This is a genomic window from Desulfosediminicola flagellatus (assembly GCF_005116655.2).
In the GTDB taxonomy this organism is placed as follows: Bacteria; Desulfobacterota; Desulfobulbia; order Desulfobulbales; family Desulfocapsaceae; genus Desulfopila; species Desulfopila flagellata.
In genome coordinates, this window is the sequence record NZ_CP050698.1 from 3,699,468 (window position 1) to 3,724,287 (window position 24,820).

The window sequence follows — 24,820 nt, forward strand, 5'->3', positions numbered from 1 at the left end:
GGTGCCAAGGCCAATATCAAGGTGGTGAGTATGACTTTGACCTGCAGATTGATAGGGATTAGACGTTTCAATATGCTCCCGTGGTAGCCTGGTTAGTCATTGAGGACATGTTGAACCCAACCCCGTTCGATAGCTTCCAACCATTCCGGACGCGGCTCTGGCAGACGATGTTCGGCTAAAATGCCTGAGGGAAGAGTTGCCACCCCTCTTGGCAGTTGGTTAAATTTCTGCCGCCATTCCACTGGCAACAGCATGGGGTCCACGGCGGGGCTATCGCCCCATTTAGTGATCTTATCCAACTGGGCTTCAGGGGATAGCAGGAGGTTAGCCACAACCATGGCCCCGGCCTTACTAGAAGAATTGTAGGGTATGGCGACGTAATGGGAGTCAGCCAGTGTCCCACTTTCAAAAACAAAGGTTCGAGTTAGGGGCGGATAAACGCCGCTGGCGACGCGCCTGGATGCATTGGCCACCTGATAGTCGATATCAAAAAGAACCTCGCCGGCTATGAATAGCGCTTCCTGCTCAGTAGCCGACGCGGGATAGGTCTTTCCTTGGTTCCATAAGAATGGTTCGATCTCATTAAGAACATCGTAACACGCTGGAAGATGTTGATCTGCAATGGATTGATCGTATTCTTCCTGGAAAAACTGATATTTGCCCGCCACCCAGTAACATATATGACAAACAAAGGCGGTTCCGGTAAAGTCCGGCAGGGCCGGATAGGTAAATTTGCCGGGGTTGGCTTTGATCCATTCCACAAGGCCCGGAATTGTTGTGGGCGGAGATTTGACCTTTGCTTGATCGTAAGCGATCACGATCTGTCCTTTGCCATAAGGTGATTCGTAGCCATCTACAGGAAGGCCGAAATCCTTGGCAATGATCTCGTCGTTCCAATCGACAAAAACGGTATTGGGCAAATACCGGGACCATGGGCCATAGAGGAGTTGCTCCTTTCGCATGGCCTGGTAGTTCTCACCATTGATCCAGATCAGATCAACAGCACCGTTCGTATCTTGACCAGCAGCATGTTCGCGCCTGACCGTATCGACTGAGTCGACAATATCGCTGAAAACCGCATTGAGGGTGATCCCGTAGCGTTCACGCAACCGACTGCCCACATAATCGGTCACCCAATCATTCGTTTCCTGACTGCCGCCCCACATGTACCAATTCACAGTTTGCCCTCGGGCCATATTGACAATATCGGCCCATTGTTGGTCTTCAAAACCCGGCGGAGGAGATTCACCTTCCGGGGCTAGAGCCGTTTCTATCGGCAAGGGGGTTGTCTTTCCTGAAGTGGGAGAATCTGCTGGGGTGTCATCACGTTCAGATTGACAACTCACCAACACAAACATCATAAGCAAGACCATTATCATTCGGTAGAATGATGACTTCATTGGCAAAAAACCTCTAAGAGGAAGTATATTGTGAAGCAGGCCACCAATCATCAGCACTGCTATCCAGATGCTGAGATTTTCGTCAACGATAAATGTTCGTTGGGCCTGGGTTTACATATCAGTAAAAATAATGGAGGTAAGTTTTCAATTACAGATATTCTTTTTGCTACAGCAAGTAAAGATGCATCCGGCAATTATCATGCCGAATTGCGAAGTTGTCTAATCCGACCAATCCCTTATAATAGGATATCAACATTCAAAATGCGTGTAAAGGAGAGCCTGCCAGAGATGTATAGTGTAGTTAAAAAAAAAGGGGCAGGTCCGCTTTTGGCTCTTCTTTTCTCGACGAGAAATTCAAGATAGTTCCTAAGAATCTTTCAGCGCCTGTTCTTCTCTTTGCATGTATGGGGTTACACTTGGCAAAATTAATCGAGCACCAAGTATTTCTACTTGATATGTTCCCTGACAGGTAACAATAGGCAAACTAAATTGCGGGCATTATGCATGCTTTAAACCGTGATCTATCCCCAATTACGTTCTTTTCGATTGCTTTCTTATCACCCCATCATCAGATTCCTCAAGTTCTTCTGAAGTGATCAGGCGGTAACGTGTACTTCGTCCTCCACCCGGATTTTGAATCAGAATCTGGCGGGACACGAGTTCCCGCATATCTCTAAGTGCCGTGTCCGGTGAGCATTTGGCGCACTTTGCATATTTCGAGGTGGTCATGTGTCCCTTGAAATTGTCGAGCATGCGATTAATAATAAGGCGTTGTCGCTGATTCACAGGATCAGACTAATCCGGTTCCACAGTTCAGCCTTAAAGAGTACCGAGGATAGTGTATCTTCGGCATTATCAATAGCATGCGAAAAGCAATTTAAAAACCAGGACAGCCAAAACGTAATATCGACACTGCCTTTTTGTTGTCTCTCAAGCTGTGTGTAATATGCTTTGCGTTCCTTCTCAATTTGTTTTGACATAGAATAGAAGCGGCTTGACGTTCCATCTGCCCTTGCCAGGGCCATATCCGCAATTGCACGCGCAATCCGTCCATTGCCGTCTTCAAATGGGTGAACTCACCCGATGGGAGGGGAAATGCCTAAATCAACATTCCCCCTTAATTACAGATATAGAGAGCAACTTCTTAGAGTCCCTTTGATGGTTTAGTTCTCGCAGTCAGCTGATAGAGCCATCTGCAAGATAGCAAAGCCACCCGCTATTGTCAGTGGCTTTGCTATTTAAATTCAATTATTGATATTATTTGTTTTCAGAAGCCAGTAACATTAGACGATTATGCAGGTACACGTTGCTGCCATAGAGTTTGGGAGTGAAGTGTTTGCGGAGGAGGATCTGCACTATCGTAGCAAAGCTTCAATTTTGAGATATACAATTGAGTGAAGATATGGCTGAATCATAGCGTTACCTTTTCAATATCATCAGGTTCCCCGATCCAGGCTTGAGGGCAGGTCGTTCTTTCTCTGTTTACCACTTATGCTACTTCTTCTGTTAATTTCATTACTATTTGCGTAACATGCTTCCCACTGTTATACAGCAGGGCCATAACACAATATTTCATCAACTGAAAAACAAAGAAAATACATGTCACGTAAAATTAAAAAGAATCTGCGTCGCTCAAAACGTTTGCAAGGTGATTCCCAAACCATCCTGATGAAGGCTTCTCTTGACCATCGGGAAGGAAGACTGGCGGAGGCGCAGAAGGGCTACCAGGAAGTACTGAAAAGGACACCTGATTGGGGCCAGGTACTGAATGCTCTTGGAACTGTTTATCTGGATAGCGGACAGCTGGACAAAGCTAAAAAGACATTTACAAAAGCAGCAGAGTTGAAACCTCTGAATATTTCAGCATGCTATAACCTGGCGATGCTACAACAGCGGGAAAATGACCACCAGGGTGCCATTACTATCTACAAGACAGTTCTGGAAGCACAACCTGATTTTGGTCAGGCATGGAACAATCTTGGGGTCGCCTACAGGGAGACTATAAACCCGGATGAGGCATTATCCTGTTTTCAAAAGGCAGTTAAGTTCGCTCCTGAAATGGCCGAAGCATGGAACAACCTGGGGGTGGCGCAGGATGAATTCAATATGGTTGAGAATTCTTCAACGTCATACAAAACAGCAATAGATCTGAGACCGGATTATTCTTCTGCCCACTTCAACCTCGGGATGTCCCTGCAAAAACTTAAACGATTTCAAGAGGCGGAGGAACATTACAAAAAGGTCCTTGAAACTCAACCGGAAGATGAGGCAGCACAATTCATGCTCCAAAGCCTCGGGACGACGAACGCAACTCCTGATGCAGCACCGGTGGAACACGTACGCAGGATATTTGATCAGTGTGCAGGTACATTTGAAAAAATCCTGGTAAATGACCTGGAGTACAGGACTCCTGAGCTTCTTTTTAATTTGGTTACCCCATTGTTAACTGAAGAAATGAATATCCTGGATCTTGGCTGTGGAACAGGCCTGGGCGCCCAACTCTACCGTCCGTTTGCAAAAAAACTCACGGGAGTGGATGTATCTTCAAAAATGGTTGAAAAGGCAGAGGAAAAGAATATCTATGACTTCCTCCATGTTTTTGACATGCTACAAGACTGGAATTTCCCGAAAAAATTTGACCTGATTTATAGCTCTGATGTTTTTGTCTACTTCGGGAACCTCCAGCCAATCATCAAGTCCATATCTTCTGCTCTTGCAAACGATGGACTAATCGCATTTTCCGTTGAAAATCTCCAAGAGAGCAGCGACGACTACCGCCTATTCCCCACCGGTCGCTACGCACATTCCCACCACTATATTAAAAACTGTCTCGAACAATATGGCTTGGAAGTATTGGTAGAAACCGAATCTGATATCAGAAAGCAATCGGGCAATCCGGTCAAAGGATTATTATTTGTTGCCCAAATAAAGAGGTATAAGTAATCGTTTCATAAAGTTACTTATCGTTTTAGTTTACATGTGCCAGGTGTTTAAGATCCTGGCGATAGATGTCTATCAGGCGTAAAGTTGTGTTCATAGTACATCCCCCTTCCTGCCCCTTTGCTGCTCAATCCATCTACAAAAGGTCATAACCCAGAGCAGAGATAGAAAATAGTTACACACCAGCAACCACCTCTACAATCATGATCAATTACTGGTTCTTACATATTATATATATGTAAGAAATAAGGCCCTATGGAAAATTCCGATAAGGCCTCTTTTTATATTAAGTGAGTGCAAAATGTGAACTTCTGCCCTTCCTTACGTATTTCAGTGAGGGGATAATTAGTTTCAGATTGGAGCCGAACAACGCTCATCACACCATCCTTTGCAGTATTTTTTCTCTTTGTTTCTTTTGCCTGAAAAGTAAATGAGGGAATTACTTGTTACCGACTCAAGTGAACAAGTAGTTCTATCTGACCAACCGTTCCACTTCTGCCTTGAGCTTTACTTCTGTCTTCCTGATACGATCTCTTCAGTTTTTATGATAACTCTGTAACCTTGTGGTTTGAAATTAATCCATATAATCTTGCGCTGATCTATAAAAGTTGATACCAAGCAAATATTATGAATGAAAATATACATATCAGTGGCGAAGAAAAGATTTATCTCGACTTACTTGTGCAGCTTAACATGCTTGATCTCAAGAAGACTGCGACCTGTAAAGATCTGCCACTTCGACCAGATGGAAAGGTCATAATAGAGTCATTCGGCAGGAGTTACCTGATCCATCAGGAGGGTGTAACTGTTCACGACGAGAGGCCTATCTCTTTTAAGCAAAAACTGGCTGTAGTCAGCTATCTTTTGTCAGAATCGACCGGAGCACCCTCATTTGATTTTGTCCCCTTTAGTCACCTTGGTGGTTTTAATATCGGCAGAGAACAACACATCAGCAAAAGCGTTAAGCAGCCTTTACTACATACATTCGGTGACGACTACGAGCTTTTGGTTAAAGCGGCATTGAAGATTGGTGGCATTCCAAAAGAGAGTGACAGCTCCAGCAAACATGTGTGGTTGTTTCACGCTCTCCCTAACATCCTCATACAGATCATCTTTTATGAGGAAGATGAAGAATTTCCGGCCGATATTCAGATCTTGTTCGACAGTAAAGCGCTCGATTTATTAGGGCTGAAATGCTTGGGATTCCTGCCTGGATATTTCACACGAACCTTGATTGATGCAGCCAATGGGTACTGAGCCGTTTCTTGAGATACACTTATTTCTCTGGAAATGAATGAACGACTTCAATCATCTCTTTCCTCAACCATTTGTGTTGTTCATCTTCCTGGTAAGATTGATGCCAGATCATATTCATTTTTCCTGCAGAAAAAGGAAAAGGCAGCGGAGCGAATGCAAAATCCCTCATCTCGGTAAGCCTCATTAATACAGGCAGGGTTGCCAGCATATCTGTTCCTCTCAAGTAGGTTGCAAAACTCGAAAAATTTGGAACAGATATCTCTACTCTGCGAGGATGTCCCCTGCTCTCTAACGTATCATCCACCCCTCCCTTAAATCTCCGCAAAAAAGAGAGGCCTATATGTCCGGAATGTAAATAATCCTCCATATCTTTTGGCGCGTCTCTCATCGTTGGATCATAAAAAACAACTGTGTTCATAGGGAAAAGAGGCCTTTGCATGATATCTGCTGAGTCAGGCCTGAACCCGGTAATGCCCAGATCACATTTCTTTTCACGCAGGAGTTCAACGGTTGGTACCTGAGGGGAGATAACCTCGAGACTAAAACGTTTCAGTTTCCCTTTAACCTGTTCATAGAAACGGGGCATAAGCAAACTGGACTGGAAATCGTTGGCAGCGATAACCAGATCTATTTCGCTCTCTAAAGGAGAAAAAGAGGACGTTTGAACAAGGCTTTTCATTTCGCCCAGTATCCGCTCTACCTTTTCAGCCATTTGGTACGAGTAAGATGTTGGGGAGACAGTTCTTCCCGACCTGATAAAAAGCGGATCCCCAACAACTTCACGTAGCTTCTCTACTGTATGGCTCACAGCTGATTGTGTAATACCGAGTTTATCCGCAGCACCCGTGATAGTACCAACTTCCATTACGGTGAGAAATACACGCAGGCTTTTTCCGTCCAGTGACAACCAATCGATTTTCTTCATACATAACATGAGAACCCATCTGTTGTTCTGATGCAATAAAAATCGCATAATGATCCCGACAACCTAAAGGATACATTTCTCAAATTTGGAGACGAACAGATGTTTATTAAAAAAACCATTCTTACAGCAGCTCTTCTTTTTACTGCCTCTTCTGCCATGGCAGGCAACAGTTGGTATATGTCCGCCGACCTGGGCGTACTGCTTCCGGATGGTGAAGCATCCCACGCGGGAACAAACTCGGCCAATACCCCAAGCTATGATTTTGATGAAGGTGTCGTGGCTGGCCTGGCAGTTGGTTATTACATCAATGATGCATTCAGGGTGGAAGCAGAGGCACGTTTTAGAAGCCAGGAAACGGAAGATGGCAATCTCGCAGGCCTTAACTCACGCTCCCCTGAAATGTTCAATCTAGGTGGCGAGGTGGATACAACCACAATCATGGCCAACCTTATCTATGAATTTGACAACACAACCAAATTCACACCGTATATAAAAGGTGGCGTAGGTATTGCCTACTCAGATGCACGAGCAGACCTTGATATTCAACCAACATTTACCACCTTTGGCTTCACTGATCGCTGGCAGTATCCCGATAATGAAGAGACTACCTTCGCCTGGTCCATAGGAGCAGGTGTTGATTACAATCTGACAGAGAACCTCCTTCTTGGCCTTGAATATCAATATATTGATATGGGCGATATATCTACCGGGGTCGACATCAATGGTGATTGGATCGATTATGATCTCAGTTCACACGAAATCACTGTTGGTATCACCTATCTTTTTTAAAACAACTTTTTCTATCCGAAGACTAACAACAAAGGGAGAATACAAATATGCTGAGACAATGTGCATCAATCACACTGGTATTTTCATTAATTGCACTCGGCACTTCAGGATTATTAATGACTTTTCTGAATAGCTACAGTTTTCAACTGCAAATGCACCCTGTGCATAAAATATTCGGAATCATCATGGTTCTTGCCGGGTGTCTTCATGCATACCTGAACTTCAAGCCGATCAAGAACTATCTGAAAAACAAAAAAGTGGTTGTTCTTGGTGCGACCCTATCAGTTGCTCTCATTTTTCTCTTTGTTGTTGGCATAAACAAGCCATTGGACATAGAAAAAATTGAACAGATTCAACATATAATGTCGCAGATGGAGTCACAGCAATAGACCGGTATAACGTAAATCAAAACATATCACAGCAGATGAAAAGAGGTCAGAAAATGAAAAAATTGTGTTTACTGCTCATCACCCTTTTTGTAGTCGCCGCACCTGGCATAGGAATGTCGCAATCCCATTTCTCAGTGGATACATTCGAAGATTTCACCCTTCACACCTATCTGTCAAATGACCCTCTGGGCGATGTTTCCTTTATTATAGAATCAGAGAAAAAACTTGTCATCCTGGAGCCTCAAGGATTCAAACCAAACATTGATGAACTACGCGGCTATGTGAAAAATCTTGGCAAACCTGTCGAAAAAATTCTTGTCAGTTTTCATCCAGCCGGATTGAAGACCTACAAGGAAGGTGAAACAGTAATAACCAAACCTATGGAGGCATTCCTCCACAGTGATGCTTCGAAAGGAATGCTTGCCCATTTTAAAGAGGCATTCAAAGGCCAGATGGATGTAGAAATCATCCAATTTGACGCTGTCATTTCCAGCGACAGCACACTGGAAATCGATGCTGTTTCCTACACCTTGTTCCCTACCTCACTGCCTGGAATGCCGGGAGTCAATATCGATATTGACGGCAAGGTCCTCTATCAACATTTTGCACCGGCTGAGAACAGTCATCCATCACCTTTTCACATCAACAGCATACACGCTATTGATGGCGCACTTACAGATGCACAGAAAGCAAAGGAAAATGGGTACGTACTCTTTGTTGGCTCTCACTTCCCTGGAAAAGGAAAGGTAAATGATCTTGAATTCCATATCACTTACCTCCAAACAATGAAGATTGCCGCAAATGAAGCTGCAAATGGTGAAGAGTTTATCGCAAAGATGAAGAAATCCTATCCTGGACTCGATGGCGAGAAAAACCTTGAGGCCATCACAGGTAAAATATTCAATTAAACGCTCTCTATATCGGTGGTGATAAATCTCTCACGCTATCTGCGTAAATCTGTATTCAACACCACTCATAGAGAAAAAAACACAACCTGAGTGCAGGTGATATACGAGGTATTACACATGAATTTGAATGATGTATATTCAGCCTTATCCAAGATCGGGAGTTTAACCATAACAACTCTTGATGAAGGCACTATGCACAGTCGGATAATCAGCATCTGCGGCGGTGATGATGATGGTATTTACTTTCTGACAATGGACGTTAAGCCATTCTATCGCCAACTGAAAAGTAATCCGCAGATTTCCATTTGCGGCATTTACCCGTCAGGAAGAAAAGAAGGCAAAAATGCAGCTGGTCAACCATACTGGCCTCCAGGATTTATGTTACGTATTACTGGTGAGGCCCGCGAGGTTTCTAACGCTGAAATACACGATAAAGCTGCAGCAGGCAGTGAGTTACACCAGTATTCCCAGGACGAGGCAGCACGTTATCCAGCAATGAAGCTTTTTTGTATGTTTAAGGGAAAGGGTGAATTATTCGACTATGATTTCGAGTTGGAGAACCGTGATCATAAACTCCTGCGTAAACGATTCGCTTTTGGCGGTGAGACTGCAGGCGCGGCCGGGACACGTATTGATCCTGATAAATGTGTTGCCTGCGGCGAGTGTTCTGAGGCGTGTACCTTTAATGCCATTGTGGAAGGAGACGTTTACCAAGTACTGGGCGAGCGTTGTGACGAGTGCGGCAGCTGTATTATAGCGTGCCCTGTAGAAGCAATCGAATGTTCAAAAACTATGTAGTTCCTATCCTTGAGCTGAGTTAGTCACTTTACACGTCCATCAACCTCAGGTTAGAAATTCATGAGATCAGTCTCCAGCACTGACCTCATGAATTTCTCTTCTTGTTTACAAGAGTCTATTCCAGATTATCACCTTCCGGTTAATTCAATATGACTCTTTATCCTCCGTTCACATGGGGGGTTGCCAACTCACGTGGTACACTTTTCTGTGTGCTAACAAAAATACAATCTCGACTTTCCTCCCATTTATAACGGTTCAAGCGTATTACATCAACCGAACGCCCCCTCTTTTATGACGACGATCATAAAAGTCGTTTTATTTTCCTTCGTTACTGAAACAAAGCTACACATTTATGACCATCATCATAGTTCGAAAATCTTCTTTAACGTAAGCAGTGATGACATAAAAAACATGAATGAGCCCTCAATTTAATAAAGATTCGTTTTGGGCATACCACCGCTTTCGGTATCCAGGAGACAGTAATGAAAATATACGATGTTATAATCATCGGGGCTGGCCCAGCCGGTATGACAGCGGCTATCTACGCAATCAGAGCGAACATGTCTGTACTTTTACTCGATAGACTCTCGCCGGGTGGCCAAATGGTTAACACCAATGAGATAGAAAATTATACCGGCACTGGAAAAATAAATGGGGCAGAACTCAGTATGCAGATGTTTGAGCATACTCAGGAACTTGGGGTTGAATTCGATTATAAAACAGTTCGTGGAATACGTGACAACGGTTCAACAAAATCCATTCTCTGTGAAGAGGAAGATACCGTTTATGAAACCAGAACCATCATCCTGGCAACAGGCACTGTTCCAAGAAAACTTGGCGTTACCGGTGAGGAAAACTTCTCTGGAAGCGGTATTAGCTGGTGTGCTATCTGCGACGGAGCTCAATACAGAGACAAAGATGTAGTCGTTATCGGCGGAGGCAACTCAGCAGTTGAGGAATCCATCTACCTTGCTGGAATTACAACCTCTCTCACCATAATCACGATGTTCAATCTGACAGCTGATCCAAAGGCCTGCGATCAGTTACGAAGTCTCCCCAACGTGACAGTCCATCCCTATCAAGACATCCTTGAATTTACCGGGGACGGAGCCTTAGATGGCGTTCGTTTCAAATCCACCAAAGAAGATGACACCGAGCAACACGTTAGATGTGACGGAGTATTCGAATACATCGGGCTAGAAGCCACCTCGGAGAGTTTTGAAAATCTTGGAATAACAAACAAATTCGGGTTTATCGAAGTCGATGATGAGATGAGTACTTCGATTAAAGGGATATACGGTGCAGGCGACATCACCCACAAGAAACTACGCCAGATCGTCACCGCATGTTCCGATGGTGCAATAGCCGCCAACAGTGCCGCAAAATATGTTGAAAGCTTACGAGCCTGATCTTCAATAATACAGAGAGGAAGAGAAAATGATCAAGGAAATCAACACGGAAGAATACGATGCCATGGATAAATCTGACCCAATGCTGGTGAAGTTTTATTCCAAGACCTGCGGCCCCTGCAAGATGCTCGCTTTTGTCCTTAAAGATATCGATAAAATGAATCCTGATTTCAAGATTTTCACAATCGATTTTGACGAAAACAAGGAACTCAAAGAACGATTGGAAGTCAAAGGTTTCCCAACCATGCTTTTCATGAAGGATAGCAAGGAAATACAACGTCTTACTGGCCTTAAACAGAAGCCGGCTATCATTAAAGAAATTGAAGCGATCGCTTAATTCACAATATTTTATATAGGACTAAGGAGAATCTAAAATGGGCAACAAAGTCACTTACACCAGCGAAGATCATCTTATTACCCGTCAGGCGCGTGCCGAAGAAGCATTTTTGGCAGAATTCAAAAAGGGCGATTACACCATCGATAATCCTTATGTCGTTGAAAATCCTTATCTAATAAACCCGCTCTGTGCCATGGTACTCTTCACAACCGCAGAAGAAGTCGCACCAACCATCACCGTCTGCGGTAAGCGTTTTTCTCGTGAAAACCTGAGTCATACTTTTGCACCGGCAAAAGAGCATAAGTTGCCTGTTCTTGGACTCTATGAGGATTTTGTAAATAAAGTAGTTATTTCTCTACCCAATGGAACAGAAACAACTGTAACGATCACCACAGGAAAACTGCCCGAGGCGGTTTGTCGCTGCAGAAACATCACAACTTCTGCAGACTATCTGCAGGACAACTTCATGTTCCTCACCCCAGCCGGAAAGAACCTGCCCACAGCCTATGATTACAAGGGAAATGTTCGCTGGCTGCTCACTGAGAACACAATGTTTGACATAAAACGTGCAGCCAATGGCAATCTTCTCACCGGTTCCAGCAGGTTTTGCCGTATGCCGTACAATGCAACAGGTCTTATCGAGCTCGATATGCTCGGCAAACTTTACAAAGAATATCGTCTGCCCGGAAACTACCATCACGACCAGTTCGAGATGGAAGACGGCAACCTGCTCATCCTGACCCAGGATTTCCACACAGACACCGTTGAAGATATGTGTGTCCTCGTTGACCGAAATAGTGGGGAAATCCTCAAAACCTGGGATTACAAAGATGTCATCCCTCAAGATGTTGCAGGTTCCGGTTCACAGGACGCCCCGGACTGGTTCCACAACAATGCTGTTTGGTACGACAAACTAACAAACTCTCTATCTCTCTCAGGTCGCCATCAGGATGCTATCATCAATCTTGATTTTGATAGTGGCAAACTCAACTGGATTGTCGGTGACCCGGAAGGATGGCCACAAGAGCTGGTAGACAAGTATTTTTTCACCCCGGTTGGTGATGTGGATAATTTTGACTGGCAGTATGAGCAACACGCCTGCGTCATCACCCCGGAAGGTGATGTAATGTGCTTTGATAACGGTCAATACAGAGCAAAGTCCAAAGAAAATTATATTAAGAACAGTGAAAACTTCTCCCGCGGTGTTCGTTACCGAATCGATACCGAGAAGATGGAAATCGAACAGGTCTGGCAGTACGGCAAGGAACGTGGTCAGGACTTCTTTTCACCATATATCTGTAATGTTGAATACTATGCCGACGGTCATTACATGACTCACTCCGGTGGTATCGGTCTCAAAGATGGAAATGCAGCTGATGGACTTGGTGCCTTTCTAGATACAAATGACCCTACAGTTGAACTTCGTTCCATAACCGTTGAAGAAAAAGATGGCGTTGTCCTCTATGAACTGGAAACAGAAGGTAACTTTTACCGTGCCGAAAAACTCCCCATTTATCATGATGGGGACAATGTCACCCTCGGTGCAGGCCAGCTCCTTGGAAGTCTTGACGTGACTCCAGAATTTGATACCGTCCCTGATGCTGAAGAAGTGAACGAACAACCGGACTCTTTTCACAACATCATTATCGAAGAAGACGAAGACCGCTTTGTGTTCCATGGCAAGTTCGAACGCGGTACCCTGGCCATGCTTTGTGTCGAAGGCCCCGAAAAATGTCACAACTATTATATCAATACAGCAGCCGTTCATCACCTTGCTATGTGTTCAGGTGCATTCCTGGAAGATGACGACCGAGATGTTAAGATGAATATCAGCAAAATTGGCCTTACCAAAGGTAAGCTTGCCATTAAACTGATCATCAACGACAAGAAATACGACACAGGAGTTTCCATACTGATCTAAGAGGTACTCCCTCCCCGCCTTGCGGCTGGGAGGGAATACGCGATCAATACAGTGACAGATCCCTCAACATCACAATTTTACCAGGAAACGACTATGTCTAATAGAGTCAAATGGATAATCACGCTGCTTGTACCCTTACTTGTGTATTGTATCCCGACAACAGATGCATTTACGCTTAAAACAAAACTGTTTTTCATATGTACTCTGTTCCCAATTTTAATTGCAGCTTTCGATTTGCTGCCCATGGTCATCTACTCTCTGGCCTTCCCCTTTCTCTATATTTTTGTTGTTGGCGTACCACCAGATATTGCCTTTAAACCACTCACAATGCATGTCCCATATATCATTATCGGCGGGATGATGCTGTCTTTAGCTCTTGAAGAGACAAAGCTGCTTAATAGAATTTCCTACGGAATTCTGAGTGTAACAGGAAAAAGTTTTGCCGGTTTAATCTTTGGTATAATGCTGATTGGTTACGTTCTTTGTTTCCTTATCCCAGATATTGGCACCCGAACAATTATCCTAGCCACCTTTGTTTACGGGATGTGTAAATCGCTTGATCTCAAACCGGGCTCCAGAGCCGGTGCAGCACTTATGATCACGGCTTCATACGCCGCCCTTAACTCAGCTCATAACTACTATCTCAATCAAGCATACTTCCCATGGGGGGCATCTGGACTAGAAATTGAGTTTATGGATTTCATAAAACTCTTTATGGTTCCTCAAACGATTTTTTTCTTTCTGTCGACATTTATAGTGTTGCTTTTCTTCAAGCCTGAGAAAAAATTGGAAACCAGAGATTTCTTCATAGATAAACTCAAAAGTCTCGGTAAAATTACATGGCAGGAAGTCTTTGCTATGGTCATCATTATTATCACACTCTACATGTGTGCTAACAACACCGGCGCGATTGGTTGGATCTTCTGTATTTCTGCATCTGTTTTCTATCTTCCTATCGTTGGCATTGGTAAAGCTGAAAAGCTTACCAAAGTAAACTACCCTCTTTTTCTCTTCTTAGCGGGTTGTATGGCTATCGGTATGGCAGGCGGATTCAGTGGAGGTGGTAAATTTATTGCCGATTCAGTGACCCCACTTCTCACTGGTGCCAAAGAATATACAATTGGTATGCTCTGGTTGTTCGGTGTTCTTGTAAACTTCGTCCTAACACCACTTGCAGGCCAAGCGACATTATCTATGCCTGCAGCGCAAATTGCCAGTAATGTTGGCCTAGACCCAAATATCGGCGTTTTTGCCTTTGTACAGGGTCTTGAACAAGTGCTTTTACCATATGAGTATGTGCTTGTTCTGATAGTTTTTTCATACGGTTACATAAATATGAAGGACTTTGTAAAAGGGTATGGTGGCAAAATGCTACTTAGCATTGTATCCATAATGACAGTCGGTATCGGATACTGGAAACTGATAGGAGCATTCTAGTAGTTTTCACATTTACAACAAACAGTTATTTACTCGCCTCACCTCACCCAGAGCGGAATCTTATTCCCTCTGGGTACCTCTTTATCCCCACTCTTCTTGTAGAATTCAAACATACGACAAATTCTGTCCTTTCATGTATTTATTTCCACCACTGAGTAGTGTAAAATGCTTTGATTTATGTCGGTCTACCTTCAAATTTGAGGTAAACTTTTGGGCCCTTCATGGTGTTTTTACGGAGTGAATATATGATCGAACTGAGTCAGGAAGGGAAAATTGAACTTTTCCAAAATTCTGCTTTTTTAAAGGGAGTAACACTGTCAACTCTTTCTGATCTTGCGAGTATAACCCGTGAAGTACGTTACCCAAAAGGCGCAATTATCCTCAGAAACGGCGAATTTAATAGTGAAATCTTCATCGTTTCCTGCGGCCTGCTAAGAGTCAGTGCCTGCTCTGAAAGCGGTAAACGCATTACCTTTTTATTGGTCAAAAAAGGTGAACCTTTTAATATTGTGAGTCCGTTCATTGACCGTCCCAGGTTTCTTGAGGCAGAAGCTGCCAGGGATTCAAAATGTTTACAGATCAGTGGTCCCTGTTATCTCAAATTTCTTGAGTCCCACCCGGACATCACCCCCCATGTCATCAGCTGGATTGCGCCTGCAATTGACAGTGCCCTCTCAAGAGTTTTTGACCTTATGGAAAAAAAAGTTGAACGTCGTATTATGCGAGTCCTACGAACCCTTTCTGTTAAGTTTGGTTCACCACTCTTTTTCACCAATGCTGAACTTGCTGAAGTGACTGGAACGACCACTGAATCAACTATCAGAGCTGTCAAAATACTTCGCGATCTTGGTGCGATAGAAACGCAACGAGGGAAAATATGGGTCAAAGATCTCAATGTATTTAAAGATGATAGCGAAGAGCATATCCGTATTTAGTCCTCAACTATCACTTAGGGGAATGTTCTAACGTTGGAAGAAAAAGGGACTATCCCAGCTGGAATAATCCCTAATTTGGGTTTATGTCAGAAAATCTATTGTGAACTATTCTGCTGCAAGTTCCTTGGCGTATACAAGGTAGTAATTTCGACCTATAGCACTTCTTTGCTGATCTGCCAGAGCTTTTAAAGCTGTAATTTTAACAGCTGTTGCTTCTTTCTTATACTTCTCCAGAAGCATCAGCATATCGGCGAGTTCCATGGCCCACTGAAACTCCTTGTCTGATACCGCTTTATTCATGTTTTCAAAAAGTACCTTTTCTCCTCCTGCCATATTAGCAAGTCGCTGCGCTTTTTCTCTAGGAACAGTGGGGAATAAATGTGTAGGATTTCCATCGAACCAACCTAAAGTGCCGGCAAAATAGGCCCGAACAGACCAGTCAACTGTTCCCAGGAACTCGTTGAGATAATATTTTTCCGTTAAATTCTTTGGAAGCGTAACATAGCTGACCAACTCATCTGGAGTTAACCCCTTATTCATTCCTTCAGCCGTTTTCTCAACAATGTAGCGAATAGCATCCCTGTAATCGGCTAATGCTTGATTGGCCTCTGGACCGGAAATCGGACGGGTATGACCAGGCACCAGGTGCTCAATAGGGAACTGGGTCATATGATCCAAACTATCCGCCCATACACTGAAGTCTCTGTATACAGTTCCACGGATTGCATAAAGATTAGGAAAAGTTTGATAGAAATTGTCACCGCTGAATAATATCTTTTCTTCAGGCATCCATACAAAGAGCTGATCATTGGTCTCGCCCGGTGCTTTATACAACTCAAATTTGACACCAGACACGGTGATTTCCATGTTGTCATCGAAAAATGTCCGGGTGGGAGCAACAAAGCCTTTGCCTAACCCTTTATTGTTAATGGATGCAGGCCCAAGTCCCATACTAACCTTTTCAGTATGAGGCTCTAATCCCTTAATACCGTATTGGCGGATGGTGCGTTTTTGAAGGATTTTATATGGTCCCACCTTTTTTAGGTTTTTATCATCAAGTGGATTGATCAGGTTGGAACGTGCGATGATTTCTGGATTTGAACCTTCTGCTGTGAATACACTGGTTCCACTGATGTGATCCCGGTGACCGTGGGTATAAATAATGGCTTTGATCGGTTTATCTGTAATTTTTCTAAAAGACTCCAGAACCCCTTCAGCAGACCCTATACTCTGGGTTGTATCGATGATGATCACACCATCATCACCAATGATCATAGATGCAACTGATGCAGCGTGACCTACAGCCACGTACACGTTGTCACCTACTTTTAATACTTCCTTTTTAAACATCTTGGCTGCATGTTCTTTCATTGCGTCAAGATTTTCGCCTGCAATTACGTTTGTGGTTGCGCCAATAAAAAACATTGAAAATGCGGCAACCAAAAAACTCAATGGTGCTCTCATTGTTGTAAACCTCCATGATTAAAATGAACTTCCGCAAGCAACCGGTGCGTATAATTTTTGCCCAGATACCTTTTCGCTTCTGTCTTTAGTGTTGTTTACCGAGAACGCAGAAATTATTGTATGATCGAGGTCATAGAGTATGTGATTTAATGACTGAAAGGGATGGGATGTAGATCAACTTGATAATCAGGAAAATGCATAGCATGAGTACATTACTAATTGTTAAACCCAACCTCATGTGATAGCGAAAGCATCATTTCTGCAGAAACATCCTGTTTATACGCAATACTTGAACAGTTCGTAAAACAAATCTATTATATCTCAAAACGGGTACTTGCCAGATTAAGTCGTTACTACTACACTTGAAAAGTTTTCGATCTACGTATTACACAGGTATTGGATACTCGGCCAAATTCCCCATGACCATTGTGCCTAATTAGTTCTGATAAATCCGGGAAACACTCCTCAAGTGAGGGGTAAAGTACCGTCATGCCATTCATGAAAAGGCGAGAGTTTGCCATGGACCCATTGCTGAGAACCAAATTTCACATACCTCTTCTGCCGCCTGAAACTGTCATACGGCCACGCCTCAGCAACAAACTTTCTGTATCAAACACGCTGTCACTGATCTGCGCACCAGCCGGATTCGGAAAAACCACCCTTGCAAGTGGTTGGCTCAGCCATCAACACGCTCCAACAGCCTGGCTTTCATTAGATGAAAATGACAATGATATCGAACGATTTTGCAGATATCTGTTTACTACCCTGGATCGTACCCGGCCCGTTGTCGCCCAAAAAGCTCTCGCACTTTTGCAATCAACTCATCCAAAGAGATTCACCACAGCAATTACTCAACTGATCAACGATCTGGAGCAGGCAGGACATCCCCTCATCCTCGCCCTTGACGATTACCATCTGATCGACAATCAGGAGATCCATGCAGCCATAACTTTTTTAATTAACCATCAGCCGCAACAACTGCACCTACTGATCATCAGTCGTGCAGAGCCACCATTACCAATCGCCAGGTTACGTGCGAAAAACCAACTGGGTGAGCTTGGAGCTGATGAACTCCGTTTTAACACCGAAGAAGCGAGTACTTTTCTCAACTGTTCCATGGCCCTCAACCTGACAGGAGAGCAGGTTGCCCAATTAGATAAACAGACCGAAGGCTGGGTCACAGGTTTACAGCTGGCAGCTCTGTCGCTGCGAGAACTCCCGGAAGCAACAAACACCTTCATCGACAATCTGTCAGGTGAAGATCGCCATATAGCCGATTATCTTCTCAGTGAAGTTATTATCCATCAGCAGCAACAGATACAGGAATTCCTCATTCAGACATCCATCCTGAAGCGGATGAATGCAGATATCTGCGATAATCTTCTTGGGATTACCAACAGTCAGCAGATTCTTCAGCAGTTAGAGAATGATAATCTCTTCATCATACCTCTCGACAATAGACGGTGCTGGTATCGCTATCACCATCTCTTTGCCCAAATGCTGACCAGTCATCTTCGCAATCGCAGCAAGGAACAGGTCAGCCGTCTTCATCAACACGCGGCAAACTGGTTCATGACCCAGAGCATGTGGGAAGAAGCCATAGACCATGCACTGGAAGCACAGGACTACGATCAGGTCATCAACCACCTGGAGACAAATATCGATCAGATTCTGGCCCGGGGAGATTTCAACATGTATCTCAGGTGGCTGGGTAACGTTCCCCCCGACTACCTCCCCCCGGCTCTGACCTTGCACCAGTTATTTTTTCTTCATGAAATGGGGGAATTTGAAGCATTTGATCTCTGTTTACAGCGCATAGAAAAACAGCTTGGCGAACCTGTTGATGGCATATCAGGTAAACAAACTGTTGAACATGGAATTCTTGCAGCGATCAAGGGCATTCGCTGCGCATCATTTTTTGCCGTAGACGAAGCCTGGGAACATTTCCACAGCGCCCTGAATATTCTTTCCGAAGAGCAAAGCTTCTGGCTTATTATGACTCTTGGTGGCTACGGATTCTGCAACCGGGTCAGAGGCAACTATAACGAAGCGATTCAGATTTTCAAACATGCTGCAGCAATGGCTTTGAGAGCAGATCTCCCTTTTTGTTTTTTTATGGATTCGATAGCTCTCGCCAAACTCAATATGGAATATGGCCATCTCAAACACGCACTGCAGACCTGCCAGACCCTTATAGACTACAAGGCGACTGACGAGGGAGAAGTTCCTTTTTCCGGCCTTGCCCATATCGTTATGGGGCAGCTGCACTACCATTCCGGAGAGTTGGTTCAGTCCGAAAAACACCTCAGGCACGGTTTGAATACAATAGTTAAAGACGGTGACGTTTTTTCAATCGTCGATGCGTATCTCACTCTGGCCCAGTGTCTTCTCAACCAGGGAAAACCGGAGCAAAGCTCAGAAGTTATGGATGAAATGAGCGCCATCATCGACGCACTCGAACCATCTCAGGCCGTGACCATTATCGCGCAATCCTGTAAGGCCCTTATTCACGTACTCAGTGGCAGACCCGACCTGGCCCATAGATCGTTTTTGCAAAGCGATCGCCAATACCTTGCAGGTAAGAGGTATCCGGATTTATTCCCACTGAATTTTCAGGGAATCTACCGAACCAGTCAGCAGTCTTTGACATACTACTCAAACATCATTCACCTCATTGCTGCCAAACTCGACCTTGAAATGGACAGAGCGGGAGATGCGCTTGTACTGCTGAATGAACTCGTTGTACAATTTGATGAGAAGACCAGCCTGTTGTTCCAAGCCGAAGTACTTATTCAGGTTGCCTTAGCGCACCGCTTACTCGGTCATGAGAAAGAGGCGTATACCAGCTTGAGAAAAGCTGTCACCCTGGTCGCACCTGAAAACTACTGCCAGATATTTATACGGGAGGGTCTTCCGGTGTTTGAGCTACTCAACCAGATGAGCAGACAACAGAACTCTGACGCCCCGGAAACAGAACAGTTTATTGCCAGAATACTGGCAAATATTTCTCATTCTAACTCTCGTGGTAAAGGCAAAGCACAGCACTCCCCTTTTGGTCTGACCCCGCGTGAGGTAGAGGTACTCAGCTGCCTGGCACAAGGAGCAAGCTACGCGGAGACAGCTGAACAGCTCTTTGTTTCCATCAACACACTAAAAACACACACTAAAAGAATCTACAACAAATTGGGTGTCGGCAACCGGACCCAGGCCATCAATACAGCGATAGAGCTCAATCTCCTTCCACCATTTTCTCCCTAAACCCGTTGAAGGACTTCTTTCCCGCTCCAGTCCTTGCATTAGATTGCGAAAATGGGAATCAATTGACGTGGTATTATGCCACTCTATTCTCTTTGCCAGTATCAGCAATGACCGCACCAGCAATTGCCGTTTTCATCTCCTCCTTGGTTGCAGACTCACCACGTTCACCCGACATATGTTCTGGTATATGAACTGTAACTTTTCGAGGAGCAAACTGGATATCATTCTTGGCAAAATCTTCCTGAACGGCTCGAAATACCTCTCTTCGTAAAACAAATTGCTCCCCCGGAGTTGTTTTAAATTTCATTCGGACGACAAGAGCTGAATCATCATCAATCATTTTTACTCCCTGGGACTTGAGGGGCTGTAAAAACTTAGGGCCATGCTCTGGATGTTCAAGAAAGCGTAAACCTATTTTTTTGATGATTTTGCGTACTTTTTCAATATCTGTATCTGCCGGCACCCTGAAGTCTAACTTCATCAGAACATAATCGCGGCTATAATTGGTAATGGAGCCCAATTCACCATAGGGGATGGTGTGAACACTTCCTGTAGTGTGCCTGAGGCGAAGGGTTCGAATAGAAATGTGTTCGACAGTACCTTTGTGGGCACCGGATTCAACGAAATCACCAATACGAAAGGCATCATCGATTAAGAAAAAAACACCGGAAAAGATGTCGCGAACCAGCGTCTGAGCCCCAAACCCAATAGCAATTCCAAATATCCCTGCACCAGCCAAAAGCGGACCAATTTCAATACCAATACCAGAAAGAACAACAAAGAGAGTGATAATTGTAATACATATGATAATGATTTTTTTGAGAAGCAGTAAAAGTGTGCTTTTGCGAGAGCCACCAGCCCCACCTTCATCCATTTCTTCCTCTGCCTGATCTCCATTATCCATGTTTTTATCGATCAACTGGTTCAGATATTCCCAAACAAAATAGGCAATAGTAACCGCAGCTGAAGCACTGAATATGGCACCCACTACTCCTTTGGAGAAGGCAAATTCCACACCCCAGATCTCCAAAAGAAAAATCACAAGACCAATGAGGATAAATACCCGTGCTGTGTTGTGCATCTGGATAACCATTTTGCTTGCCTGTCGTGGCTTCGAAAGCTCTACTCCATCTCTATCGTCCTTCACTTGAGCAGGATCAATCTGATTGGAGACCACAATATCCTCAGGGTTTGCAGGATCTAACGGAAAAGCAGAACTGAGAAGACTCCAGATGAGCATTTCTAACAATATTGCCCCGGGAACACTGGCGATGCTCAAAGCAAAGGCTCTGAAGTTGTCATTCCCCATAAGTAAACTCACATCTCGAATAGCAACCATTCCAATCAGGTAGACTGATATCAGGAGATACCATCGTTCATAAATCCAGGCGGTAGCTTTGCTTTCTTTTGCAGATACAGAATGTTCTGCCATAAAATCTGTGAGCGTGTGTCTGTTCTTAAAGATCATGTGTAGCATGATGAAAAAACCAACCCACACCCCAAAGAACTGTAAGAATAGAAATGTTTCATCCGATATACCCAAAATGGATAGGGTAAATAGAGTACGGCCAATGAGAGGAGTGACAATAACAACAGCACTGAAGTAGAAAAATAACACCTGAGCAGCGTAATCTGTTATGGGAGTGATGCGTGCTGTTTTTGAGTTAGGACAAAACACAAAGGCGAAGATTACAACTAACACCCGAGCTGAGAAAATCGGGGCCAGATAGCCGCCGGCAATCATACGGGTGTTGCTTCCTTCAACAAGAGTCAGTGCAATTAAAACCATTGCAGCATAGAAAAAGACTGCAAAATAGAGTCCATTCAAAAGAAGCAGGAGACCGTTTCGGAGAACCTTATTGAAGAAATATTCCACCGGTGCTTGTTCAAAATAGTGTCTAACAGGAGAAGTCAGACGTCTTACATACCTTTCAAGACCAAGCGAAACACCGTAGATCAAGAGCACTTTAAGCAGGGTGAAAAGGACAAATAGAAAACCTTTTCCCTCTGATAAGTTATTCATAGCCAAAGCAACATCACCAGGCAGCCTAAAAAATCCCTCCACAAGACGATCCAGGCCAGCTTCTAACTTCTCGAAAGAGTTTTGAATACTAGTAATCTGTCGTTGGATCCTATGTGTTGTCGACATTCCTGCAACAGCAGTGATTCTACCTGCAGGTTCTTCGTTACCAGAAAATGCTCCTTTGGTTTTGGCAACAATCTCATGGATATCAGCTGAAGCACCACTGGCCAGAACTGGTTCCATTACCTCTTGAGAAGAGCCATGCACTGCAAATCCCAAAGTACATACAAGAATAACAAGAATCGCAATAAAGCCCGGATGAGATTTTTTTGTATTTCGTTTAACACCCGATGGGTGGTTTAGCAGTTTCATTTAGCGCCTATATTTTTCATTGCAAGAGGTAGAATTCTAAGGTGTGCGTCTGGTGCAATCGCAGTATGCCAACTCTATTGAATTAAAAATACAGATGACTTCTCATGTTACACATGAATGATATCGATCGTTCGTCTATTGATGGAAAAAATATGACTGTATTTCTACCACCAATCGTCCGTAGCACTTTCACAGGTGCCACGGATAATCTCTGTATCACTCAGATAGTTGAAGAAGTAGAGACAATTCTTAGTGAAGGGAAAGATCGTGTTCAAACGACATTCTTTGACCTTCTGAAAACGAAAGAGATTTGAGCGTTTTCAGGTTCAGCAGAGAACAAAAGTTGCTGGCGTGATCAGGTATCAGAGTGCTTTTTCAAACGCTCCGTCCATTGTTTCATCTCTTCATCTGACAATGTTGACTGGATTGGGGATTGTGGTTGTGATGTCAGCTCATTGGTAAGTGATTTGAGTTCAGTAACTAGACGGATTTCATCAGATATGTTCCTCCCTACGTCGGTGATGATTAACAGGGAGCCGATAAGAACAAAGACGATTATCAGATGTTCTTTTACGTTGCTGTTTTTGAGCTTTTGTTGACCCATATATTTTTTACCAAGGTTTTGAGGAATCTGATACAAGCTTCGAGTGGCTTAAGCGGACATAGGTAGCTGCACCAGGGGCGGTGGATGAAAAGAGAAGCTAATATCACCAGGCCCAAAAGAAAAAACTGTGGGATGGTTCCTTTCAGGTCGAACAGGGTGCCGAAAATTTCATAACTGGATATGCCTGGATTGCGATACAACATGGCAATAACGATTGCTGCCAGGAATAAGCCGCGTTGCAGCCATTTTAGCAATGCTCTGTAGCGTGAAAGAGAATAGTGCCTGGCGCCACCAATTTTACCTATACATTCCTGAGCGGCACCAAAAGGGCAAACCCAGTTACAATAGGGATTTTTGCTGGTCGCTGTCAAAGAAAAGAAAATCCCTCCGAGCAACAGGTACCAGTAGAGATGGGTATGCCAGTCGGGCCAGAACCCGAGCACCATTTTATTGATAAGGGAAATGGTTAAAGGATTGGTATAGATAAAACCGAAGACAACCATCCCCGTCAGCATAGAGAACCAGCGCAGCTGTTTTTTGTGACGAAACGATTTGCGCCGACCACCAAAGCCAAGGGCAAACAGTCCGAGCAGGACGACTTCAGGCAATCCTAATTCAATCTGTAGAGGTAACTGCTTAGGAACTGAAAATTTGAGATCCTCTATAACCGAATGTCGACTTCCATCCAGGGTAGCTTCTGCGATCCCACGAGAGGTGTAGGTCGCACCACTTACGCCGTCAATATCACGGCCAAGCACAAACTGGGTGTTATACGTTTTACCGATCAACCGGGAGAAAAAATCGTTATCCTGAACCCGTTTAAACCAGCTGGGAGTTTCACGGTGGCGAATAACGGACAACCCTGTAATCTTGCCTTGCAGATCAATTGCAACAGCGAGGTTCATTGGTCCTCCGTAGCCGTCACCTTCTCCGATGGAGATGTAGCCGAGGAGCTGGCCGGAGCTGTAGGCTGTATAGCTCCCATGTGTGGTTTTTTCGATCTGATCGGCCGTAGGCATCGCCTGATGAAGATATGGCTCCACATCTGCATTTTCTATGGTGAACCCAACGGTCCATGCGGCAATAATCAGGAGAATTGTACCCAGCCAAAAGGCAGTTTCTCCCCGTTTCCTTCCAGGAGCTTTAGCCACTGCCGTTGCACTGTATTCCGGGCTGCGATGACTGTTGAGGTGTGCTGGTTTTTCAGTGATGGAATCAGGTTGCATCTTGAGTACCGTAGTTATTACCTTGTTCTCACTCGTGTATTGCCTTACTCACATCCGGATTCTCCTACCCTACAGCAGGCTTGAGAATCCGGACCAGGAGGCTGCCGGGTTACTGGGCAGTTATTCTACGCCTCGCACGAATCGAACGTTGAATGACAACCGCCATGATAATGATCGGCACTCCCAGAAAAATAACGGTTAACCAGGCGGCTCGTGGCTCACCTTCGTTAAACGAGGAGATAAAGGTCTGCCCGAGAAACATAAAAGTCACAAAGGAAATAAGTGTCAGGGTCAGTTCGTGCCAGACCAGCTTGACGTTTTTTTCTTTAAGCAAGGTATAGAGATAAAGCGCCCCGCCTCCCATAATAAAGCCAAGCAGCACATACCAGAACCAGTTCCAGCTGACGATACGCATAATAAATAATCTC

General features: G+C 44.2%; 20 protein-coding genes and 1 pseudogene. 13 read left to right on the forward strand and 8 right to left on the reverse strand.

All coding sequences use genetic code 11. From position 1 onward, the window contains the following. Positions 1-92: 92 nt before the first annotated feature. Together FCL46_RS15290 and FCL46_RS28895 are read right to left on the reverse strand one after the other, a co-directional pair. Positions 93-1,400, reverse strand: coding sequence for an ABC transporter substrate-binding protein (locus FCL46_RS15290; RefSeq protein WP_167505834.1), 1,308 nt, complete (start codon positions 1,398-1,400; stop codon positions 93-95). Positions 1,401-1,931: 531 nt separating this feature from the next. After that, a pseudogene (locus FCL46_RS28895) lies at positions 1,932-2,476 on the reverse strand (Fic family protein); the annotation flags it as partial. Positions 2,477-2,999: 523 nt separating this feature from the next. Here FCL46_RS28895 and FCL46_RS15300 point away from each other — a divergent pair. Beyond that, positions 3,000-4,343 carry a tetratricopeptide repeat protein gene (locus FCL46_RS15300; protein ID WP_136806753.1) on the forward strand — a complete coding sequence of 448 codons (1,344 nt, stop codon included), beginning with the start codon at positions 3,000-3,002 and terminating at the stop codon, positions 4,341-4,343. Between the two features lie 624 nt (positions 4,344-4,967). Next, positions 4,968-5,597, forward strand: a complete 630-nt coding sequence (locus tag FCL46_RS15305; protein WP_136806752.1) for a DUF3786 domain-containing protein — start codon at positions 4,968-4,970, stop codon at positions 5,595-5,597. A gap of 19 nt (positions 5,598-5,616) precedes the next feature. On the opposite strand, the gene FCL46_RS15310 is transcribed toward FCL46_RS15305, so the two are convergent. Further along, on the reverse strand, positions 5,617-6,522 hold the full coding sequence (locus FCL46_RS15310) for a LysR family transcriptional regulator (protein WP_167505833.1): 906 nt from the start codon (positions 6,520-6,522) through the stop codon (positions 5,617-5,619). Positions 6,523-6,621: 99 nt separating this feature from the next. On the opposite strand from FCL46_RS15310, the gene FCL46_RS15315 reads away from it, so the two are divergent. The 9 genes from FCL46_RS15315 to FCL46_RS15355 all read left to right on the forward strand — a co-directional run bounded on the left by FCL46_RS15315 (position 6,622) and on the right by FCL46_RS15355 (position 15,445). Further along, on the forward strand, positions 6,622-7,311 hold the full coding sequence (locus tag FCL46_RS15315) for an outer membrane protein (RefSeq protein WP_136806750.1): 690 nt from the start codon (positions 6,622-6,624) through the stop codon (positions 7,309-7,311). Positions 7,312-7,358: 47 nt separating this feature from the next. Then, a complete protein-coding gene (locus FCL46_RS15320; protein WP_136806749.1) occupies positions 7,359-7,700 on the forward strand; it encodes a DUF4405 domain-containing protein in 342 nt (113 codons plus the stop codon). 53 nt (positions 7,701-7,753) lie between these two features. Next, positions 7,754-8,608 carry a hypothetical protein gene (locus FCL46_RS15325; protein WP_136806748.1) on the forward strand — a complete coding sequence of 285 codons (855 nt, stop codon included), beginning with the start codon at positions 7,754-7,756 and terminating at the stop codon, positions 8,606-8,608. A 117-nt stretch (positions 8,609-8,725) separates the two neighbouring features. Continuing rightward, entirely contained in the window at positions 8,726-9,406 is a 681-nt protein-coding gene (locus FCL46_RS15330; protein WP_136806747.1) for a 4Fe-4S binding protein, read from the forward strand. Positions 9,407-9,888: 482 nt separating this feature from the next. Continuing rightward, entirely contained in the window at positions 9,889-10,815 is a 927-nt protein-coding gene (locus FCL46_RS15335) for an NAD(P)/FAD-dependent oxidoreductase (RefSeq protein ID WP_136806746.1), read from the forward strand. Positions 10,816-10,843: 28 nt separating this feature from the next. Further along, on the forward strand, positions 10,844-11,152 hold the full coding sequence (locus FCL46_RS15340) for a thioredoxin family protein (protein ID WP_136806745.1): 309 nt from the start codon (positions 10,844-10,846) through the stop codon (positions 11,150-11,152). 37 nt (positions 11,153-11,189) lie between these two features. Next, the gene (locus tag FCL46_RS15345) at positions 11,190-13,073 is read left to right on the forward strand and encodes an aryl-sulfate sulfotransferase (RefSeq protein ID WP_136806744.1); all 1,884 of its coding nucleotides are present in this window, start codon (positions 11,190-11,192) and stop codon (positions 13,071-13,073) included. Between the two features lie 93 nt (positions 13,074-13,166). After that, on the forward strand, positions 13,167-14,510 hold the full coding sequence (locus tag FCL46_RS15350) for an SLC13 family permease (protein ID WP_136806743.1): 1,344 nt from the start codon (positions 13,167-13,169) through the stop codon (positions 14,508-14,510). Positions 14,511-14,755: 245 nt separating this feature from the next. Continuing rightward, complete coding sequence (locus FCL46_RS15355; protein WP_167505832.1) at positions 14,756-15,445, forward strand: Crp/Fnr family transcriptional regulator; 690 nt, start codon at positions 14,756-14,758, stop codon at positions 15,443-15,445. A gap of 105 nt (positions 15,446-15,550) precedes the next feature. Here FCL46_RS15355 and FCL46_RS15360 read toward each other — a convergent pair whose 3' ends face one another. Then, positions 15,551-16,816 carry an alkyl/aryl-sulfatase gene (locus tag FCL46_RS15360; protein ID WP_167505831.1) on the reverse strand — a complete coding sequence of 422 codons (1,266 nt, stop codon included), beginning with the start codon at positions 16,814-16,816 and terminating at the stop codon, positions 15,551-15,553. 612 nt (positions 16,817-17,428) lie between these two features. Here FCL46_RS15360 and FCL46_RS15365 point away from each other — a divergent pair. Beyond that, on the forward strand, positions 17,429-20,167 hold the full coding sequence (locus FCL46_RS15365; RefSeq protein ID WP_167505830.1) for a winged helix-turn-helix domain-containing protein: 2,739 nt from the start codon (positions 17,429-17,431) through the stop codon (positions 20,165-20,167). Between the two features lie 73 nt (positions 20,168-20,240). On the opposite strand, the gene FCL46_RS15370 is transcribed toward FCL46_RS15365, so the two are convergent. Then, positions 20,241-22,562, reverse strand: a complete 2,322-nt coding sequence (locus FCL46_RS15370) for a mechanosensitive ion channel family protein (protein WP_136806739.1) — start codon at positions 22,560-22,562, stop codon at positions 20,241-20,243. Positions 22,563-22,714: 152 nt separating this feature from the next. Between FCL46_RS15370 and FCL46_RS15375 the strand changes: the two genes are divergently transcribed. Then, on the forward strand, positions 22,715-22,876 hold the full coding sequence (locus FCL46_RS15375; RefSeq protein ID WP_153307120.1) for a hypothetical protein: 162 nt from the start codon (positions 22,715-22,717) through the stop codon (positions 22,874-22,876). Positions 22,877-22,917: 41 nt separating this feature from the next. On the opposite strand, the gene FCL46_RS15380 is transcribed toward FCL46_RS15375, so the two are convergent. From FCL46_RS15380 to FCL46_RS15390, 3 genes are all read right to left on the reverse strand, one after another. Continuing rightward, positions 22,918-23,166, reverse strand: coding sequence for a hypothetical protein (locus FCL46_RS15380; protein ID WP_136806738.1), 249 nt, complete (start codon positions 23,164-23,166; stop codon positions 22,918-22,920). After that, a complete protein-coding gene (locus FCL46_RS15385) occupies positions 23,133-24,392 on the reverse strand; it encodes an FMN-binding protein (RefSeq protein WP_136806737.1) in 1,260 nt (419 codons plus the stop codon). The genes FCL46_RS15380 and FCL46_RS15385 overlap by 34 nt, the downstream gene beginning before the upstream one ends. A gap of 109 nt (positions 24,393-24,501) precedes the next feature. Next, a complete protein-coding gene (locus tag FCL46_RS15390; protein ID WP_136806736.1) occupies positions 24,502-24,807 on the reverse strand; it encodes a hypothetical protein in 306 nt (101 codons plus the stop codon). Between the last annotated feature and the right edge of the window lie 13 nt (positions 24,808-24,820).

Bases quoted from the DNA above. Each gene is read 5' to 3' on its own strand.
- FCL46_RS15290 (WP_167505834.1), bottom strand. From the start codon at position 1,400: ATGAAGTCATCATTCTACCGAATGATAATGGTCTTGCTTATGATGTTT.
- FCL46_RS15300 (WP_136806753.1), top strand. From the start codon at position 3,000: ATGTCACGTAAAATTAAAAAGAATCTGCGTCGCTCAAAACGTTTGCAA.
- FCL46_RS15305 (WP_136806752.1), top strand. From the start codon at position 4,968: ATGAATGAAAATATACATATCAGTGGCGAAGAAAAGATTTATCTCGAC.
- FCL46_RS15310 (WP_167505833.1), bottom strand. From the start codon at position 6,522: ATGAAGAAAATCGATTGGTTGTCACTGGACGGAAAAAGCCTGCGTGTA.
- FCL46_RS15315 (WP_136806750.1), top strand. From the start codon at position 6,622: ATGTTTATTAAAAAAACCATTCTTACAGCAGCTCTTCTTTTTACTGCC.
- FCL46_RS15320 (WP_136806749.1), top strand. From the start codon at position 7,359: ATGCTGAGACAATGTGCATCAATCACACTGGTATTTTCATTAATTGCA.
- FCL46_RS15325 (WP_136806748.1), top strand. From the start codon at position 7,754: ATGAAAAAATTGTGTTTACTGCTCATCACCCTTTTTGTAGTCGCCGCA.
- FCL46_RS15330 (WP_136806747.1), top strand. From the start codon at position 8,726: ATGAATTTGAATGATGTATATTCAGCCTTATCCAAGATCGGGAGTTTA.
- FCL46_RS15335 (WP_136806746.1), top strand. From the start codon at position 9,889: ATGAAAATATACGATGTTATAATCATCGGGGCTGGCCCAGCCGGTATG.
- FCL46_RS15340 (WP_136806745.1), top strand. From the start codon at position 10,844: ATGATCAAGGAAATCAACACGGAAGAATACGATGCCATGGATAAATCT.
- FCL46_RS15345 (WP_136806744.1), top strand. From the start codon at position 11,190: ATGGGCAACAAAGTCACTTACACCAGCGAAGATCATCTTATTACCCGT.
- FCL46_RS15350 (WP_136806743.1), top strand. From the start codon at position 13,167: ATGTCTAATAGAGTCAAATGGATAATCACGCTGCTTGTACCCTTACTT.
- FCL46_RS15355 (WP_167505832.1), top strand. From the start codon at position 14,756: ATGATCGAACTGAGTCAGGAAGGGAAAATTGAACTTTTCCAAAATTCT.
- FCL46_RS15360 (WP_167505831.1), bottom strand. From the start codon at position 16,816: ATGAAAGAACATGCAGCCAAGATGTTTAAAAAGGAAGTATTAAAAGTA.
- FCL46_RS15365 (WP_167505830.1), top strand. From the start codon at position 17,429: ATGGACCCATTGCTGAGAACCAAATTTCACATACCTCTTCTGCCGCCT.
- FCL46_RS15370 (WP_136806739.1), bottom strand. From the start codon at position 22,562: ATGAAACTGCTAAACCACCCATCGGGTGTTAAACGAAATACAAAAAAA.
- FCL46_RS15375 (WP_153307120.1), top strand. From the start codon at position 22,715: ATGACTGTATTTCTACCACCAATCGTCCGTAGCACTTTCACAGGTGCC.
- FCL46_RS15380 (WP_136806738.1), bottom strand. From the start codon at position 23,166: ATGGGTCAACAAAAGCTCAAAAACAGCAACGTAAAAGAACATCTGATA.
- FCL46_RS15385 (WP_136806737.1), bottom strand. From the start codon at position 24,392: ATGCAACCTGATTCCATCACTGAAAAACCAGCACACCTCAACAGTCAT.
- FCL46_RS15390 (WP_136806736.1), bottom strand. From the start codon at position 24,807: ATGCGTATCGTCAGCTGGAACTGGTTCTGGTATGTGCTGCTTGGCTTT.